The sequence below is a fragment of the Komagataeibacter diospyri genome (genome assembly GCF_043995075.1).
GTDB lineage: Bacteria > Pseudomonadota > Alphaproteobacteria > Acetobacterales > Acetobacteraceae > Komagataeibacter > Komagataeibacter diospyri.
This window is the reverse complement of record NZ_CP171836.1, coordinates 1384243-1402599: the sequence shown is the minus strand read 5'-3', so window position 1 is coordinate 1402599 and position 18357 is coordinate 1384243. Positions and strand designations below refer to the sequence as shown.

Sequence of the window (18357 nt, the reverse complement as noted above, 5' to 3'; positions counted from 1 at the left end):
TTGTATTTCGTGGAGCATGGCCGGAAATATCTATGCGGTAACAGGGGGACGTCGTGTGTCCAGCAGCATGGCCATCACGACCCGGGAGGCGGTTCTTTATCCGCTTCCCCTGACGATCGCTCGGCCCATGCCGCCCTGTTCATATATCGCCCTGTAAAAACATGGAAAAAACAACGTAGGGGGGATTCCCTGATCCCCCGCACGCCAGCTAGCGCACGTCGCGGTAATAGGGCAGGGCCAGTGCCGCAGGGGCGGCCATGACCCGGCGCATGCGGTGCCAGACCACGACCGGCACGATGATGAAGGCCATGGTGCCCAGATACGGCAGCATGTTCAGGAATGCGGGATCAATCGGCCAGTTATGCGCCTGCCCGACAAAGGACAGGGCGGTAACCAGCCCGAACAGCAGCGCGGACAGGGTGACGATAACCGGGCGGTACCCGGCAAAGATCACCAGTGCCAGAGCAATCCACCCGCGGCCCGCCACCATCCCTTCCGACCATACCGGCACATAGGTCAGCGTCAGGTATCCACCCGCCAGACCCGCCATCGCACCGCCAAGGGTCACATACCAGAACCGCATGGCCATGACCGGAATGCCTGCCGCATCCGCCGCTGCCGGGTTTTCCCCCACCGCACGCATGTTCAGCCCGTGGCGGGTGCGGAACATGACAAAATGCACCAGCGCGGGCAGCAGCACGTAAATCGGCACGATCAGGATATTCTGCCCGAACAGCGCGGGACCAATTACCGGAATGGATGACAGCAGCGGTACGGTGACATGGCCGAACGTCGTCGCCACCGGCTGGCCTGCATAGTTATGGCCAAGTGCCGTGGACAGCCCCAGCCCCATGAAGGTTGTGGCCAGCCCGCACAGCACCTGATTCGCCCGCATCACCACGGCGCCAAAGGCGAACACCATGCCGCCCGCAGCCCCCACCAGTCCTGCCACCAGCAGCCCGATCCATGGCGAGGGAATGGACGACACGGTCATGACCGCCGTCACCGCCCCCAGCGCCATAAGCCCCTCCACGCCAAGGTTGGTAACACCAGCGCGTTCGGCCAGCACTTCACCAAGGGCGGCCAGTGCCAGCACGCCACCCGCCAGCACGGCGGTGGCCAGCATACCCGTCAGTAGCGCGATCATGATGCTTTCCCCTTTGGCGTGGTACTGGCCACGGGCCGGTAATGGGCCAGTTCATCGCCAATGGCGATCATGAACAGGATCAGCCCCGTAATGGCGAGGACAACCGACGCCGAAAGCTGCTGCGTCTGCATGACAATGCCCGAATCAAGGATCAGCGCCATAAGCAGGGCGGCGGGAATGACATTCAGGCACGACCCGCGCGCCAGCACGGCGACTACGATCCCAAGATAGCCGAAATTGTTGGCCATGCCGCCCTGCAGCCGGTGGACCGTGCCCGCGACTTCAAACATGCCTGCAAGGCCCGCAAGTCCGCCCGACAGCAGCATGACCGAAATAATGCGCAGCCGCACCGGAATTCCGGCGTAGCGCGCGGCTTCGGGGTTGGCCCCGCCAATACGTATTTCATAGCCCCACCGCGTGCGCGACAGCACCAGCGCCAGCCCGATGACGATGACGATGGCCACGGGGAAGCCCCAGTGCACGATGCCCCACATTTCGGGAATGGCGACCGGCAGGCGCTGGGTTGAAACCTGTGCCCCGCTGATCCGGTCCCGCCATGGCCCGGTGGTCAGGTAATAGGTCAGCAGCGAGGCAATGAAGTTGAGCAGTAGCGTGGTGATGATTTCATTCACCCCGGCATAGGCGCGCGCCAGTGTCGGTACCGTAATCCACGCCATGCCGCCAAGGATACCGGCAATGGTCATGACCGGCAGCACGGCAGGTGCCGGGCCATGCATGCCAAGGGCGACGCCGGTCGCGGCAATGGCTCCGGCATAGAACTGGCCTTCGGCACCGATATTCCATAACCCGATCGTGCCGCATACGGTCACCGCCGCCCCGGTCAGCAGCAGCGGGCACATGAACAGGGCCAGATCCTCCAGCCCGAAGCGCGAGCCAAGGGTGGAGCGCAGGATCAGTTCCGCCAGCGTGACTGGACTGTGCCCCGACAGCGCCAGTACACCAGCGATGATGAACAGCGACAGCACGATCGCCGCCAGTCGTAGCACAAGGATGCGTCCTGCCGGTGCGCTGGGCAGGCGCTGGAATGCACGTGCGGCCATTACTGCGTTGCTCCCGGTTGGGTACCGGCGGCATCCCGGCCGCCCATCAGCAGGCCGATGGTGGCCATGTCGGCTGCTTCAGCATCGATTATGGACATGAGCCGCCCATGGAACATGACCCCGATCCGGTCCGATACATTCAGCAGGTCTTCCAGATCTTCGGATATGAACACGACCGCCACCCCCTGATCGCGCAGGTCGGTCAGATACCCCAGCATGGTGGCGATCGCCCCGATATCCAGCCCGCGTGCAGGGTAGGCGGCGACCAGCACCCGGCTGGCGATGCGGATTTCACGCCGCGCCACCAGCCGTTGCTGGTTGCCGCCCGACAGGTTGCGGATGGGCATGGCGAAATCGGGAATGTTGACCTGCGCCAGATCCGCAATGCCCTGTGCCAGCGCGCCTGCCGCCTGCGCGTCATACAGCCCGTGCGTCCCGATGGGCGGGTAGGGGTATTCACGCAGCGCCATGTTGGCGGTCACTGACAGCGATGGCGCCAGCGCGCTGCGCAGCCGGTCCTCGGGGATGTGCCCGACACCCGCCTGCACGAACAGGGCCGGGTCCGTACGCGCCACCAGGCTGCCGTCCAGCAGGATTTCGCCTGACGTGCGGGCCATAAGCCCCGTCAGCACATGCGTCAGTTCCCGCTGTCCGTTGCCCGCGACCCCGGCAATACCAAGGATCTCGCCACCATACAGGTCAAGGCTGACATCGCGCAGCGTATCCACCCCACGGTCGTCGCGCACGCTGACATTGCGCAGCTGCATGACGGGGGTGGTTGCGATGGGCGCTGCCCCTTCGGGGCGGGCACGCATGTTGCGCCGGACGATGTCGCGTCCCACCATGGTCGCCGCCAGCATGGACGGGTTGCAATCCGCCGTGTTGAACGTGCCGACCTTGCATCCGCCGCGCAGGATGCTGACGCGGTCCGAAATTTCCATCACCTCATCCAGCTTGTGGCTGATGATGATGACGGCGTTGCCCTGCGCGCGGAATGCCCTCAGCGCGCGGAACAGTTCGCCTGTTTCCTCCGGTGTCAGCACGGCGGTGGGTTCGTCCATGATCAGCAGCCGGGCCCTGCGCGCCAGCACGCGCAGGATCTCGACACGCTGCTGTTCACCTGCCGACAGGTCGCATACCCGCGCATCGGCCCGGACAGGAAAGCCGAAGCGTTCCGAAATTTCATGCGTGCGGGCTTCCATCACGGCGGGCGATGCGCGGCGCGGCGCTTCATCCCAGCCCAGGTGGATGTTTTCCGCCACAGTAAAGGCCTGTACCAGCTTGAAATGCTGGTGCACCATGCCGATGCCCGCGCGGATCGCTTCCTGTGGAGAGGTAAAGGTCTGGCCGTAGCCATCAAGGATGATCTCGCCTTCCTCCGGCTGGTAAATGCCGGTTACGACATTCATCAACGTGGATTTCCCGGCTCCGTTTTCACCCAGCAGGGCATGGATCTCACCCGGCCAGACATCAAGGTCCACGTCCTTGTTGGCAATCACGCCGGGAAAGAATTTGCCAATCCCGCGCAACTGCAGGACCGGCGGCGTGCCCGGCGCCACACCGGGGGGGGCGGACTGCTTATTCAAGGCCGGATACTCCCGCGACAGCCCAGTCGCTGTGATAGATTTCCAGATCGCTCAGCGTCACACCTGCGGGCACGCGCAGGCGACCATGGTTGTCATGGATCGGGCCACGGAACGGGTTGTAGCCCGCCAGCAGGCGCGTGCGCATGGCGTCGGCCTGACGTGCGACCTCGACCGGCACGCCCGGTCCCCACGCATCACGGTCCACGCCGTGGCCCAGTGTCAGGAAACGGCCCTGTGGCTGCCATGTCCCCGCCAGCAGGTCGCGTACCTGCGAGACATAGAAATCATTGAAATCCAGATCCACCGAACTGACATAGGCTTCCGGCCCGTAATCCAGCATGCCGGTATTCCACATTGCGGCCTTCAGCCCGCGCTGCACCGCCACGCGCAGATAGGCCGGTTCATCCATGATCCCGCACAGGAAGTCACATCCATTATCCGCCAGCGCGGTTGCAGCCTGTGTCGCGGCCTGCGGGTCGAACCATGCATTGATGGTGATGCTCTGCAACGTGACCGACGGGTTGACCGACTGCGCGCCCAGCAGCGTTGCATTGGCCGAAGCATAGACCGACGGTATCGGAAACGCGCCCAGAAACCCGATCTTGCCCGTGCGCGTCATAAGACCCGCCGCAATCCCGATGATGTAACTGGCGTACCAGTGCGCCACGTAATACCAGCCCAGATTGCCGGTCACGTTGGTGCCGTCACATTCCATGAAGGCCACGTCCGGCGCGCGGTCCGACACGTCCTTGATGAAGTCACCGTATTCGGAGGTCGCGAAGACCATCTGCGCGCCTTCAGCCACGAACTGCCGGAAAATGCGCGTGGCATCGGCGGAATAGGGCACGCTTTCAACATAGATTGTGCGGATTTTCGGGAACGCGCGGCGCACGGCCTGCACGCCCCGGTCATGCACCATGGACCACCCGCCATCAGTAATCGGTCCGGTATGGCCAAAGCCGATTACGGCATCAGCTTCCGGCAGTGGCCTGCGCCATGCAGGTGTCGTCGCCGCACGGGCGGGGCGCAGCAGGCCAGAACCCGCAGCCCCTGCCATGCCCAGCAGCGCCCGGCGCGTTGTCAGCAGCCGCCCCCGCGGCCCTGAAACTGTCATAAGATGTTATCCCCCTGAAAATCCATGCCGTATCCCATTGCGGCAAGATGGCGTGCTGGCCCGTTCGGATGCTCCTGTGACTGCGTTATGGGTGCGTTGGATACAGTAAACGTTACGCGGCGGGGACATGCAAGGCCATCGCGCGGGCCATGTTCCAGACCGTTGCGTCAGGCGGTCTGGTCCCCCGCCGGTGGCATGCCTGCCAGCGTGCGCCAGCTTGCTTCATCCATGGTGGCGACACCCAGCTCGGCAGCCTTGCGCGCCTTGGACCCGGCCTTTTCGCCCAGCACCACAAGGTCGGTTTTTTTTGAAACACTGTCGGATACCCGCGCGCCCAGCCGTTCGGCCACGGCGCGGGCTTCGGGGCGGGTCATGGTGGTCAGCGTGCCGGTAAACACGATGGTCTTTCCCGACAGTGCGCCTTCGGCCACCATTTCTTCATCCGTGACCCGCGTCAGAACGGAAGTCAGGTCGTCCAGTGTCGCGCGGTTATGGGATTCGGCAAAGAACGACACCAGTTCATCGGCAATGGCCGAACCGATTCCGGTGATTGATCCCAGTTCCAGCCGTTCGTCCGATCCGATGACCGCCGCCTTTTCCATCTGCTGCCGCCAGTTGGCCATCGACCCGTAATGCCGGGCCAGCAGGCGGGCGTTGTTGATGCCGATGCGGCGGATGCCCAGTGCGTAGATCAGGCGCGACAGTTCAATCGTGTGCCGTGCCTCGATGGCGCGGACCAGATTGCGGGCCGATATCTTGCCCCAGCCGTCGCGGCTGGCGATTTCGGTTTCGTGTTCGGGCAGGCGGAAAATATCGGCAGGCGTTCGCAGCCAGCCCAGTTCGTGGAATTCAACGATCGTGCGATCGCCTAGCCCGTCAATGTCGAAGGCGTCACGCGATACGAAATGGATCAGCCGTTCCACCACCTGCGCCGGACACGTCAGCCCACCGGAACATCGCCATACGACCTCACCCTCCGGCCGTTCGGCATGCGCGCCGCAGACCGGGCAGGTATGGGGAAAGTGAAACGGCGGGCGGTCATGGTCACGCGGCAGGACCACGCCGGTCACCTGCGGGATCACGTCGCCTGCGCGCTGTACATGCACAAGGTCGCCCTCGCGTATGTCCTTGCGCGTGATTTCGTCTTCATTATGCAGGCTGGCGCGGGTGACGATCACACCGCCCACATTGACCGCCTCCAGAAACGCCACCGGCGTCAGCGCGCCGGTGCGCCCTACCTGTATGTCAATCTTTTCAAGGCGGGTGATGGCCTGCTCGGCGGGGAATTTCCATGCTACCGCCCAGCGCGGCGCACGCCCCGCAAAGCCAAGGCGGTCCTGCAGCGCACGGTCATCCAGTTTGTACACAACGCCGTCGATGTCGTAATCCAGCGCCGAGCGTTCCAGCGTCAGCCGCTCCATGAAGGCTTCGGCCTCGGCTGCGTTCTTTACCCGCGTGCTGAGCGGATTGACCACAAATCCCCATGCCGCAAGCTGTTCAAGGTAGCCGTGGTGGGTTGAAGCCAGCGGCGCGTCGCAGAAGCCCGCGGCATACGCGAACAGCGACAGCGGACGGCGGGCTGTTACCTTCGGGTCAAGCTGACGCAGCGATCCGGCTGCGGCGTTGCGCGGATTGGCGAAAGGTTTTTCGCCCGCGCGTTCCTGTGCCGCGTTCAGTTCAAGGAATGCCTGCTTGGACAGGAAGACCTCGCCCCGGATTTCGATCATGTCGGGGAAGGGGGCGGGCAGGTGTTCGGGAATGTCCTTCAGCGTGCGCAGATTGGCGGTCACGTCCTCGCCTTCGGTACCGTCGCCGCGCGTGGTGCCGCGTACGAAATGCCCATGTTCGTAGGTCAGGCTTATGGACAGGCCATCAATCTTGGGTTCCGCGACAAAGGACAGGGCGCGCGCCTGATCTTCCCCCAGCCCCAGGAAGCGGGCGATGCGGCTGATGAAGCCCTCGAATTCGTCCCGCGAAAATACATTGTCCAGCGACAGCATTGGCACCATGTGCCGGTGGCGGTGAAAGGGACCATTGGCCGGGGCACCGACCTTTTCCGTAGGGCTGTCGGCGCGGCGCAGGTCAGGGAAGCGTTTTTCCAGTTCGGTATTCAGACGGCGCAGGCTGTCATAGGTCGCATCATCAACCAGCGGCGCGTCATTCTGGTGATACGCGGCATCCAGTGCGGGCAGCAGTGCTGCAAGATGCGCCAGCGTGGTCTCTGCGTGAGTTTTGTCCTGTTCCATCGTGGCGTAATCCGCCAGCAGGCGGCGGGCCTGTTCAGCCACGGATTCGGATAGGGCAGCATGGGGCATGTCAGACCCCTTTCAGCAGGCTGTCGGCTGCGGCGCGGGCAGCAGGCGTAATGGTGTCACCAGACAGCATGCGGGCGATTTCCTCCCGCCGTGCCTGTGTATCCAGCGGGGCGGCGTGGGTTTCGGTGCGGCCTCTGTTCACGCTCTTGCTTATGCGCAGGTGCGCATCCCCCCTGGCCGCCACCTGCGGACTGTGGGTGACAACCAGCACCTGCACGCTGCGGCCTACGGTATAAAGCCGTTCCCCGATGGCCGAAGCCGTGGCCCCGCCTACGCCGGAATCCACTTCGTCAAACACCAGCGTGGGAATGGCCGACCGACCGGCCAGCACGACCTTCAGCGCCAGCATGAGGCGGGAGAGTTCCCCCCCCGACGCGACCTTGGCCAGCGGCCCCGGCGGCTGGCCGGGGTTGGCGGCGATCAGGAATGACGCCTGTTCCTTGCCGCGTGCGTTCCATGCCTCCGCTTCCAGCGGGATAAGGGAGACAATAAAGCGCGCGCGTTCCAGTTTCAGCGGTTTCAGTTCCGCCATCACCGCCTGTTCCAGCCTGCGTGCCGCCTTTTCACGCGCGGCGGTCAGGTCAAGGGCGACTTCTTCAAACTTTGCACGGTTTTCGGCCACGGTTGCTTCCAGTCCCTCGATCCGGGCATTGCCCGAATCAAGTGCGGCCAGCCGCTCGGTAAAGGCTGTGAGCAGACCCGGCAGTTCGGGGACCGACACGCCGTGCTTGCGGGCTTCGGCACGCAGCGCGAACAGGCGTTCTTCCGTCTGTTCCAGAAGGCGCGGGTCGGCCTGCGCGTCGGATGCAAGGCGCGAGAGCATGCTTTCTGCTTCCGCCAGCGCTTCTTCCGCGCGTTCCAGCGCGTTCAGCGCTTCCTGTGCGGCTTCCTGCTCGGCGGCGCCGACGGCTTCGGGGTTCAGGTCTGTGGGGGCGGGCAGCAGACGCTGCAATGCGCGGCTGGCATTGCGCAGCGCCGATGCCGGACCGGGGGAGCGTCGGTCGCGCGGGGCAAGGTCGGCCAGGGCCGCCGCAATTGCTTCCGCCCGGCGTTCGCCCTGCTGCAAGGCCTGGCGCAGGCCGGCCAGCTGCGTTTCCTCATCTTCCTGCGGGGCGAGTGTGGACAGGTCTTCCACCGCCTGTCGCAGCCAGTCTTCCTCGCGCGCGGCATTTTCCATTTCTGCGCGGGCTGCGGCCAGTTCGGCCGTGGCTTCGATCCATTTGCGATAGGCGCCAGCGGTCCGGGTGCGCAGCGCGCCGGGTACGCCAAACACATCCAGCAGGTCCAGATGCGTTGACTGGTCCGCCAGCCCCATCTGTTCATGCTGGCCCTGTATTTCCACCAGCAGGGTCGCGGCCCGGCGCAGCAGGCTGACAGCCACGGGCTGGTCATTGATATAGGCGCGCGACCGCCCGTCCGTTGTCACGACCCGGCGCAGCAGCACGGGTTCGCGCACGTCATCCAGTACGATGCCCTGTTCACTGAACAACTGGTGCAGGGGATGGTCCGGCGCGATTTCGAAGCTCGCGCTGACACTGGCCTGTTCACATCCGGCCCGTACCAGCGACGCGCTGGCCCGTTCCCCCAGCGCCAGCCCCAGGCTGTCCAGCAGGATGGACTTGCCAGCCCCGGTTTCCCCCGTCAGCACCGTCAGGCCAGGGGGAAAGGCCAGATCCAGTTTTTCGATCAGGACCACATCCCGTATCGAGAGCTGTGTCAGCATGCAGGATTCCCGTTCAGCACAGATGATCGTTGGCGGAAATCAGAAAACCGAATGCCATGCCCGCGAAAAGACGTTTCGTCCCTGTTTGTGGTCCTTGCTTTCCACGCCCTTTATCAGGTGATGCGCGCGCAGGTGATCGTACGCATCCGTGTACCATTTGCTGCTGGGGTAGTTGTAGGCCAGTACCGTTCCGGTCTTGCGCGCCTGTTCCAGCAGGCCCATGTCCAGATACACTTCCACCAGCCGTTCCAGTGCCTCGGGCACATGATTGGTGGTCTGGAAATCCTGCACCACGCGCTGGTAGCGCCCGGCAGCGGCCAGATAGTCGTTCTGCTGCTGGTACCACCGGCCCACCAGCATTTCCTTGCCCGCCAGATGGTCGCGGCACAGATCGATCTTCAACTGCGCATCACGGGCATACGGGCTTTGGGGAAAGCGGGTGATGACTTCTTCCAGGGCGTCCATGGCCTCGATCGTGCCCTGCTGGTCACGCTGCACATCGGCTACCTGTTCGTAATAACACAGGGCGCGCAGGTAGAAGGCATAGGCTGCGTCAGTACTGGTGGGATGCAGTTCCAGAAAGCGGTCAAGCTGCTGCACTGCTTCGGGATATTTGTTCAGCAGGTAGTTCGCATACCCTTCCATCAGCTGCGCATTGGCGGTGTACTGGGAATAGGGATAGTTGCGCTGCAATGTGTCGAACTGGTTGACCGACAGCAGGTACCGGTCCGAACGCAGGGCGTCCACGCCGTTGTTGTACAACGTCTCTGCTGACCCGACGCGCGGCGCACGTTCGCTGATGCTGCTGGCGCTCTGCCCACATGCCGCCAGCAGGCCCGCAAGCGGCAGAAGCATCAGCCTGCGCGCCATCTGGCGCGTGGTGGGCAGGGGTTGCGGAATATGGTGTGATGTGCGTACGGACATACCGGCTCTTCCAGTTATGGAAGCTTTATATCATGTGCCGGGGGCGGGTGAAGTCTCCACGTGCGGATTTCGCATCCCCACATCAGGCAGCTCTGGGCTGCGGGGTGGAAAGGGACGCCTCCAGCGGGGCGCGACGCCAGTTCGCCTGTTCGGCAAAGACCTTGCGTAACAGGCGGTTGTTCAGCGTATGCCCTGATTTATGTCCCCGGAAATGGCCGCTGATCATGCCACCGGCCAGATACAGGTCGCCAATCGCATCCAGCACCTTGTGGCGCACGAATTCATCCGGGTGGCGCAGTCCGGACGGGTTCACCACGCTGTCACCGTTGACGACAACGGCGTTGTCCAGCGATCCGCCACGGGCCAGCCCCACGGAATGCAGGTAATCGATTTCGGGCTGCAGCACGAACGTCCGCGCGGTGCTGAGATGCTGGCGGAACGCCCCCGGTTCCACCAGTGTCACATACCGCTGCTGGCCGATGGCGGCGGCCGGGAAATCAATGGAGATATCGATTGTCAGGCCGGGCTGTGTTGCGGGTGACAGTTCGGCAAAGGCATCGCCATCTTCCACCCGCACGGTCCGGTCCATGTGGATATGCAGGCGTGGGGCTGACTGCGCCGTGATGCCGGCACATTCCAGCAGGAACACGAATTCCGCCGCAGAACCATCGAAAACCGGGATTTCCGGACCATTTACATCAATGAAGATGTTATCGACGCCACATCCGGCCAGCGCGGCCATAAGGTGTTCGATGGTGGCGATGCGTTCGGCATGCCCGTCCCCGGCATCGCAGCCCAGTACCGTGCTCAGCCGCGTATCCACCACCGTGTCATACCGTGCTGCAAGGGGCGGCAGGGCGACGTCATTGCGGCGAAAGACAATCCCGGTGTTTTCCGGGGCGGGAGACAGCTGCAGGTTGATGCGCCTGCCGGTATGCAGGCCGGTGCCGATGCTGCTGATCGGCTGGCGTATGGTGTGCTGCATCTGTCCTTCATGTCGGGACGCAGACCCGATGGGGCCGGATGCTTGCGGCAGCATGCCGTTCATTGCCTGTATCCTTGACGGAAGTGTGGGAGAACTCACAGTAACTGGCATGCTATCATGTTACTGCCTTGTCTCTCCCCATGACAGTCAAGGATTATTGCCTATTGTTACCTGTCAGAAAGGGTAAGGCATGGCCTGCCCACAGGGGAAACGGGCCATGCATCTGACTGCAATCAGGGCGAACGGCGGCGCAGGAAGGCGGGGATGTCCAGCCCGCCGTCATCCGGCGTCGGGTTGCCGCCCGTGGGCTGGGCCTGCGGCTGAGGCTGCTGGGTCTGCGGCGGCTGCATGGCGGGTTCCGTACGGGGCGCGGGGTCGGGCTGCGGCGGGGTGGAATGACGGCGCAGCGCACCTGTCACGATACCGAACAGGCTGCGGGGCGCGGACTGGGGCTCCGGTGCGGGCGGCTTGGCGCTTTCGGTAAACAGCGGCGAACGCGGCGATCCCGCGCGCTGTGCCTGCGCGATATGCGGCGGCACGGCGTTGGGAGATGGCGCCTGCGGTGCGGCAGGACGCGGCGGCTGGGGGGCTGTCGCCGCAGGCTGGCCCATGGGGGCGGCAGGCTGCTGCGGTGCGGCTGGCGTCCCCTGCTGTGGTGCGCCGGCAACCGGTGCGCCCTGCTGTGATGCTTCGGCGGGGGCGGGCTGTGCCGGGGTGGATTCGGCCTGCGGGGCTGCCGGACGTGCGGCGGGATGGCCACCGGGCGGGTTGTCGATACCCGTCGCCACGACGGAGACGCGAATGCGTCCGTTCAGTGATGTATCGATGGCGGAGCCGAAGATGATGTTGGCGTCTTCCGCCACTTCTTCGCGGATGCGGTTTGCGGCCTGATCCACTTCGAACAGGGTCAGGTCCTCGCCACCCGTGATGTTAATGAGCAGGCCCTGCGCGCCGGACATGGAGGTGTCTTCCAGCAGCGGGTTGGAAATGGCGTCCTCGGCTGCGGCGATGGCGCGGTTTTCGCCCTCGGCCTCGCCCGTGCCCATCATTGCTTTGCCCATTTCCGCCATGATGGTGCGGATATCGGCGAAGTCGAGGTTGACCAGCCCTGGCGCCATCATAAGGTCGGTGACACCACGCACGCCCATGTACAGGACATTGTCCGCCATCTTGAACGCGTCTTTCCAGCTTGTGCGCTCATTGGCCAGACGGAACAGGTTCTGGTTGGGGATGATGATCAGCGTATCGACAAACTGCTGCAGTTCGGCAATGCCCGCTTCCGCTGATTTCGCGCGGCGGTGGCCTTCGAACGTGAACGGCTTGGTGACGACGCCCACGGTCAGGATGCCGCGTTCGCGTGCCATGCGGGCAATGACGGGGGCAGCCCCCGTGCCGGTGCCGCCGCCCATGCCCGCGGTGATGAACACCATGTGCGCGCCATCAAGATGGCGGGACAGTTCATCGCACGCTTCTTCCGCAGCCGCGCGGCCGATTTCGGGCTTCGCACCCGCGCCAAGTCCCTGCGTCAGGTGGGGCCCGAGCTGGATGCGGCGGTCGGCGCTGCTGTGGGACAGCTGCTGGGCATCGGTGTTGGCGACAACGAATTCCACGCCCTGCAACTGCGAATGGATCATGTTGTCCACCGCATTCGTACCACCGCCGCCAACCCCGATTACTGTGATGCGGGGCGTGAAATCGGAATGATTCTGTTGCGGGATGGTCAGGTTGAGGGTCATGCTTGGCTCCCGATGGATTGGGGTAGGCGTGCTGGCATACTAACGGCAAAAGTACAATAAAGGGTTTTCATGCAAGATCATACCCTGTCACGTATGAAATCCACGAAACGTCTGACAAGGCTGCCGGGACGCGTATCACGCGTGTCAGGCTCACCCATTTCGTCCGCGGCCCCCGCCGCCCAGGCCAGAAGCCCTGCGGATGTGGAGAACATCGGCCACGTCGCCGCGTTTTCGGGCAGGCCGACAATGCGGCGCGGGCGGCCCAGGCGCACCTGACGGTTCAGGATCCGGGCTGCCATCGGCCCGATTCCCTCCAGCAGCGACCCCCCGCCGGTCAGGATCACACGCCCGTCGGACGCGGGGCCGACAGCGGCCATTTCCAGCCTGTCACGTACCATCTCCAGGGTTTCCTCCACGCGCGGGTGTATGATCGAGACAATCCTTGCGCGTGGAATTCTGACATAATGATGGTCGTTGTCACCAATCAGCTGCACAAGAATGGGATCGTGATCATCGCCGGCCAGCAGTTCGGCCGATCCGTGCATGGTTTTCAGCCGCTCGGCATTGTCGATGGAGGTCGAAAGCCCATGGGCGATATCGCGCGTGATGTGCAGGCCGCCCACGGGAATCGTGGCGGTATGCAGCAGCCGGCCTTCGCCAAACACTCCGATCGAGGTAGTGCCCCCGCCCATGTCCACCACGGTGGCGCCCAGGTTGCGCTCGTCCTCGTTCATGACCGCAAGCCCTGAGGCAAGGGGGGACGACACCATCCCCTCGATCTTCAGTTCCACGCGTGACAGCACGGCTTCCAGATTGCGCAGCGCGGTCGTGTTGGCGTCGATCACATGCAGGCGCGCGGACAGCAGGTCACACAGGTGCCCGCGCGGGTCCAGCACTTCCTGCGTGTCATCCACCGCGTAATCCAGCGGCAGGGTATGGATGGCCGACCGCCCTTCGGACACGGCGCGGACCCGACCCTCGCTTATGATCCGGTTGACGTCGTTATCCGTGATTTCCCGCCCGCCTACGGACCAGCGCGCGTTGATGTGGCGGCTTTCGGGGTGGCCGCAGGACAGGTTGACGAAAATGGAATCCCGGCGTTCCGTCGCCATGTCTTCCGCCTGCGCCACGGCGGCGCGGATCGCACTTTCCGCCTCGCGCAGGTCCACGATCCCGCCCGACCGCACGCCATGCGAGCGTCGCCACCCATGGCCAAGGATGCGGATGGTATTGTCAGGCTCGCCACGCCCGATCAGGCATACGATCTTGGTGGATCCGATATCCAGCACGCTGAACGGTCCCGTGCGCAGCTTGCGCGTGGGCATACGCTCGCCCGCGGGGACAAGCGATGTCGCGGGTCGCGGGCGGGGCAGGCGGGCCGGTGTCCCGGGGCCACGGATGGCAGGTACCGGGGCGGCTGGTGTGGTGGTCTTTGTTGCAGGTAGGGTCGTTCTGACCGCTCCCGGCACTGGATAGTTCATGCCCGCCTCCGTCTTGGGCCGGTATCGGGGGAAGAAAGCCATGGTGCGACAGGGGCCTGATCCCCGGTGGGGGCAGCCTGTGGCGGTGTGTCGTCCCGGTCCCGGTCACTGTCGTTCGGGGCAACGGGGTTTTCACGCACGATCAGGCGGTCAGGCAGGCGCATGTCGATGGCGATTACCGGCCTGTCCAGTATTTTTATGTTTTCCTGCAATTGCGCAAGACGCTTCAGTGCCGCGACTTCCTGCCCTTCGGGCAACAGGATGGTCGTGCCGTTGCGCAGGGTCAGGTTCCACCGCCGCTGGCCCACGCGGGATGCGGCCACGACATGGCTGCGTACCTCCGGCTGGGCGGACAGTTCATCAATCAGGGCGGCTGCTGCGGTGTTGGCGTCGGGGCCGACCACCAGCGGCAACTGCATGAAGGCCTCGGCATCCTTGCCGGTCATGCCCTGGTCACGCACCTGGTTGCCGTCCCGGTCGATCAGCATGAAATGTCCGTGATTTTGCCATACGGCAAAGGGGCGGCGTTCAAACAGGTGGATGATGATGGTGCCGGGCAGGTGGCGTTCGACCACGGAATGATCGACAAACGGCAGCGCGTCGATGCGTTCACGCGTGCCAGCCACGGAAAAGCCCAGTATGAAGTCCCCCGTGCGCACGCCCAGCGCCTGCTGCAGCGCGGCCTCGCTGGTCAGCACGCAGCCGGTTACGTCAATTTCGGTAATGCGCAGGGGCAGCATGTTGATGATCCGCCCGCGCAGCGGCGCGAAATGCGGGTCCGACCCGAAATGCCGCAATGCCGTGACACAGCCCGCCCCGACCACCAGCAGTATCACCACCAGCAGTACCGGACGCAGCAGGCGTTTCTGGCGGCGCAGGAATATCGAAAGCCTGGAAGGGCGGTCGCTGCTGTCGGTCGGTCGCCTCATGTACGGCAGGTCGCGTGGTCGATCATCCACTGGCACAACGTGGCGTAGTCCATGCCGCAGGCAGTCTGCGCCTGTTCAGGCAGCAGGGAGGTCGGCGTCATGCCCGGCTGGGTATTGGTTTCCAGAATGACAAGGCGACCGGGCGCATCCGGCCCCGCGCTGTCGTCATAACGGAAATCCGTGCGGCTGGCCCCGCGGCAGCCCAGCGCGCGGTGGGCGGCCAGTGCAAGTGCGCGTGCCTGTTCAAAGGCGGCGGGGTGGATGTTTGCAGGCAGTTCGTGTCGCGAACCGCCGGATGCGTATTTGGCCTGATAGTCATAAAAGCTGGGGCCACTGCCCATCGGCGTGATGTCGGTCACCGTCAGGGCGCGGTCTTCCAGCACGCCAACCGTCAGTTCCCGGCCGGGGATGTATTCTTCCACCAGCATCTGGTCACCAAACGTCCATTCCGATGCCACCGTGGAGCGGCGATTGCTGCCGGGCAGGATGATTTCCACCCCCACGGATGATCCCTCGTTCAACGGCTTGATCACATAGGGGGCGGGCATCGGGTCCGCCGGTTCCAGCTGCGCGGGTGTCATGACCAGTCCATCTGCGACAGGCAGGCCAGCTGCCATGAACACGGTCCGGGCCGCATCCTTGTCCATGGCTGTGGCGGATGCCCGCACGCCGGAATGGGTGTAGGCGATGCCCATCCAGTCCAGCACGCCCTGGATCGACCCGTCCTCACCAAATCTGCCGTGCATGGCGTTGAACACCACGTCCGGGCGGTGGGCCTGCAGGTCGGATACGATGGCCAGCAGGTCGGGGCCTGCGTCAATGCAGCGGACGTCGTGCCCAAGTCCGCGCAGGGCCTCGGCCACGCTGCGGGCACTGGCCAGGCTGACCTCGCGTTCGGCGGACATGCCGCCCATCAGGACGGAAACCCTGCGGGCCGTCATGCGCTTTCTCCCGTAATGTGCATGGCCGGACGGCCAATCCGTTTGATTTCCCAGCGCAATGTGACCGCCGTGTGGTCATGCACGCGCTGGCGTACGGTATCGCCAAGCAATTCCAGGTCGGACGCGGTGGCGTTGCCGGTGTTCAGCATGAAATTGCAGTGTTTTTCACTGATCTGCGCACCACCGACCGTAAGCCCCCGACAGCCCGCCGCATCAATCAGTTCCCATGCCTTGCGCTGCGATTCGTCGGGATCGGGATTGCGGAAGGTCGATCCCCCCGTCCGCGCGCGCACCGGCTGTGCGGCTTCGCGCGCCGTACGGATTTCATCAATTCGCTGACGGATGATGGCGGGCGGAGCGACCATGCCGTTCAGTCGCACCCGGACCACGACCGACTGTGGCGGCAGGGTGGCATGGCGGTAGCCGAAATCCAGCGACGCGGCGGGCAGGCGTAGCAGCCTGCCGTCGCGCGTCACCACTTCCACCCAGTCCAGCACCGCCGACATGTCCGACCCGTAGGCCCCGGCATTCATGGCCACGGCCCCACCAATCGAGCCGGGAATGCCCGCAAGAAATTCCAGCCCCGACAGCCCCGCTTCGGCCGCGTGTTCGGCAACCGTCATGTCAAGGCACGCGGCCCCCACAACCAGCCCGTCCCCATCGCGCACAATGGTGGAAAAACCGCGTGCAAGGCGGATGACCAGCCCGTCGATCCCGCCATCGCGCACGATTACGTTCGAACACGCGCCCAGCGGCATGACGGGAACCTCCAGCGGCAGGTGGCGCAGGACATGGGCCAGGTCATCGGCGCTGGCGGGCTGGAACAGCAGTTCCGCAGGACCGCCGACGCGAAACCACGTGCGCGGGCCAAGGGCGGCCTGCGGTGTCAGGCGACCACGCGGGCGGCAATCATCCGTGTCCAGGGCCTGTGCCCATTGCGGCAGGGTGGCGGCGGGGGCAGAGGTCATGAATGGGCGTCCGCCTTCTGTGCCGGGGCGTGGGCGATGCCCTGCAGGTCAGCAAGCTGGGCCGGTAGCGCCTGCGCCCAGTTGGTGATGCTGCCCGCACCCAGACAGACAACAAAATCACCCGGACGGGCAATGGCGTTGATCATTTCCGCAAGGTGTTCCGGCCCTGGCAGCGGCACGACCGAACGGTGTCCGCGTTCGCGCAGCCCCTCGACCAGCGCATCGCGGTCCATGCCCTCGATCGGCTGTTCGCCCGCGGCATACACATCGGCGATGATGACGGTACCCGCGTCGTTCATGCAGGTGCAGAATTCGTTGAACAGGGTCTTCAGCCGCGAATACCGGTGCGGCTGCATGACCGCGATCACGTTGCCCGCGCCCGCCTGTCGCGCGGCCTTCAGCACGGCGGCGATTTCCACCGGGTGGTGGCCATAGTCGTCAATGATGGTGATGCCGCCGGTTTCACCCGTGCGGGTGAAACGGCGTTTGACCCCACGGAAGGCGGCAAAGGCGGAGCGGATGGTGGCGTCGTCTATTTCCATCTCGGTGCCCACCGCAATGGCCGCCAGCGCGTTCTGCACGTTGTGGTGGCCCAGCATGGGCAGGCGGAACGGACCGGCCCGGCGCGAACGGTTGCGGTTGCGGTTGGTGATCACGACCTCGAACGTGGCGCCCAGCTTGTCGGTAATCACCTTTTCCGCGCGCACGTCCGCCTGTGGCGAGAAACCGTAGGTAATGATCCGGTGGTCCGACAGGCGCGGGATCATCTGCTGGACTGCGGGGTGGTCAATGCACAGCACGGCAAAGCCGTAGAACGGAATGTTGGAGACGAACTGGTCATACGCCGCCTGCATGGCCTCTTCCGTGCCCCAGTGGTCCAGATGCTCGGGATCCATGTTGGTCACGACCGTAATGACGGAGGGCAGACGCAGGAACGACCCGTCGCTTTCATCGGCCTCGACCACCATCCAGTCGCCCGATCCCATGCGGGTGTTGGTGCCGTAGGCTTCGATAATGCCACCATTGATGACCGTGGGGTCCAGCCTGGCGGCTTCCAGGACTGCGGCGACAAGGCTGGTGGTGGTGGTCTTGCCATGCGTTCCGCCCACCGCCACCGACCAGCGCAGGCGCATGAGTTCGGCCAGCATTTCCGCCCGCCGCACAACCGGGATCAACCGCGCGCGCGCGGCCACGACCTCGGGGTTGTCACGCTTGACGGCGGTGGAGGTCACAACCACCTGCGCACCACCCAGATTGGCGGCATCATGGCCGATGGTCACGGGAATGCCGGCGGCGCGCAGGCGCGCGACATTCGCACTTTCGGCAATGTCGGAGCCCTGCACCGCATAGCCAAGCATGTGCAGCACTTCGGCAATGCCGGACATGCCAATTCCGCCAATGCCGACGAAGTGGATGGTGCCAATGGAAAGGGGCAGGGCTCTCATGT

At 64.4% G+C, this 18357-nt stretch carries 14 protein-coding genes; all 14 read right to left on the bottom strand.

From position 1 onward, the window contains the following. Positions 1-208 precede the first annotated feature (208 nt). The 14 genes from ACE2AA_RS06590 to murC all read right to left on the bottom strand — a co-directional run bounded on the left by ACE2AA_RS06590 (position 209) and on the right by murC (position 18355). On the bottom strand, positions 209-1147 hold the full coding sequence (locus ACE2AA_RS06590) for an ABC transporter permease (RefSeq protein WP_141260400.1): 939 nt from the start codon (positions 1145-1147) through the stop codon (positions 209-211). Continuing rightward, a complete protein-coding gene (locus ACE2AA_RS06585; protein WP_141260399.1) occupies positions 1144-2208 on the bottom strand; it encodes an ABC transporter permease in 1065 nt (354 codons plus the stop codon). Before ACE2AA_RS06585 ends, ACE2AA_RS06590 begins: the two co-directional genes overlap by 4 nt. Further along, positions 2208-3767: an ABC transporter ATP-binding protein gene (locus ACE2AA_RS06580; RefSeq protein ID WP_141260402.1), complete on the bottom strand. Its 1560-nt coding sequence runs from the start codon at positions 3765-3767 to the stop codon at positions 2208-2210. The genes ACE2AA_RS06585 and ACE2AA_RS06580 overlap by 1 nt, the downstream gene beginning before the upstream one ends. A 19-nt stretch (positions 3768-3786) precedes the next feature. Then, positions 3787-4908 (bottom strand): BMP family ABC transporter substrate-binding protein, encoded by a 1122-nt coding sequence (locus ACE2AA_RS06575; protein ID WP_141260398.1) that lies wholly within the window; start codon positions 4906-4908, stop codon positions 3787-3789. A gap of 167 nt (positions 4909-5075) precedes the next feature. Continuing rightward, positions 5076-7223: an NAD-dependent DNA ligase LigA gene (ligA, locus tag ACE2AA_RS06570; protein WP_395371794.1), complete on the bottom strand. Its 2148-nt coding sequence runs from the start codon at positions 7221-7223 to the stop codon at positions 5076-5078. Between the two features lies 1 nt (position 7224). Next, positions 7225-8946, bottom strand: a complete 1722-nt coding sequence (gene recN, locus ACE2AA_RS06565; RefSeq protein WP_141300388.1) for a DNA repair protein RecN — start codon at positions 8944-8946, stop codon at positions 7225-7227. 39 nt (positions 8947-8985) lie between these two features. Next, complete coding sequence (locus ACE2AA_RS06560; protein WP_141260395.1) at positions 8986-9870, bottom strand: outer membrane protein assembly factor BamD; 885 nt, start codon at positions 9868-9870, stop codon at positions 8986-8988. Positions 9871-9952: 82 nt separating this feature from the next. Continuing rightward, positions 9953-10918 carry a UDP-3-O-acyl-N-acetylglucosamine deacetylase gene (lpxC, locus tag ACE2AA_RS06555; protein ID WP_227000842.1) on the bottom strand — a complete coding sequence of 322 codons (966 nt, stop codon included), beginning with the start codon at positions 10916-10918 and terminating at the stop codon, positions 9953-9955. 170 nt (positions 10919-11088) lie between these two features. Continuing rightward, complete coding sequence (gene ftsZ / locus ACE2AA_RS06550; RefSeq protein WP_395371793.1) at positions 11089-12591, bottom strand: cell division protein FtsZ; 1503 nt, start codon at positions 12589-12591, stop codon at positions 11089-11091. Positions 12592-12668: 77 nt separating this feature from the next. Next, positions 12669-14072: a cell division protein FtsA gene (gene ftsA / locus ACE2AA_RS06545; RefSeq protein ID WP_227000840.1), complete on the bottom strand. Its 1404-nt coding sequence runs from the start codon at positions 14070-14072 to the stop codon at positions 12669-12671. Continuing rightward, positions 14069-15001 (bottom strand): cell division protein FtsQ/DivIB, encoded by a 933-nt coding sequence (locus ACE2AA_RS06540; RefSeq protein WP_395371791.1) that lies wholly within the window; start codon positions 14999-15001, stop codon positions 14069-14071. The genes ftsA and ACE2AA_RS06540 overlap by 4 nt, the downstream gene beginning before the upstream one ends. Beyond that, a complete protein-coding gene (locus tag ACE2AA_RS06535) occupies positions 14998-15942 on the bottom strand; it encodes a D-alanine--D-alanine ligase (RefSeq protein ID WP_395371789.1) in 945 nt (314 codons plus the stop codon). The genes ACE2AA_RS06540 and ACE2AA_RS06535 overlap by 4 nt, the downstream gene beginning before the upstream one ends. After that, the gene (gene murB, locus ACE2AA_RS06530) at positions 15939-16910 is read right to left on the bottom strand and encodes a UDP-N-acetylmuramate dehydrogenase (RefSeq protein ID WP_141300378.1); all 972 of its coding nucleotides are present in this window, start codon (positions 16908-16910) and stop codon (positions 15939-15941) included. Before murB ends, ACE2AA_RS06535 begins: the two co-directional genes overlap by 4 nt. Further along, complete coding sequence (murC, locus tag ACE2AA_RS06525) at positions 16907-18355, bottom strand: UDP-N-acetylmuramate--L-alanine ligase (protein WP_141260388.1); 1449 nt, start codon at positions 18353-18355, stop codon at positions 16907-16909. Before murC ends, murB begins: the two co-directional genes overlap by 4 nt. Positions 18356-18357: the final 2 nt, after the last annotated feature.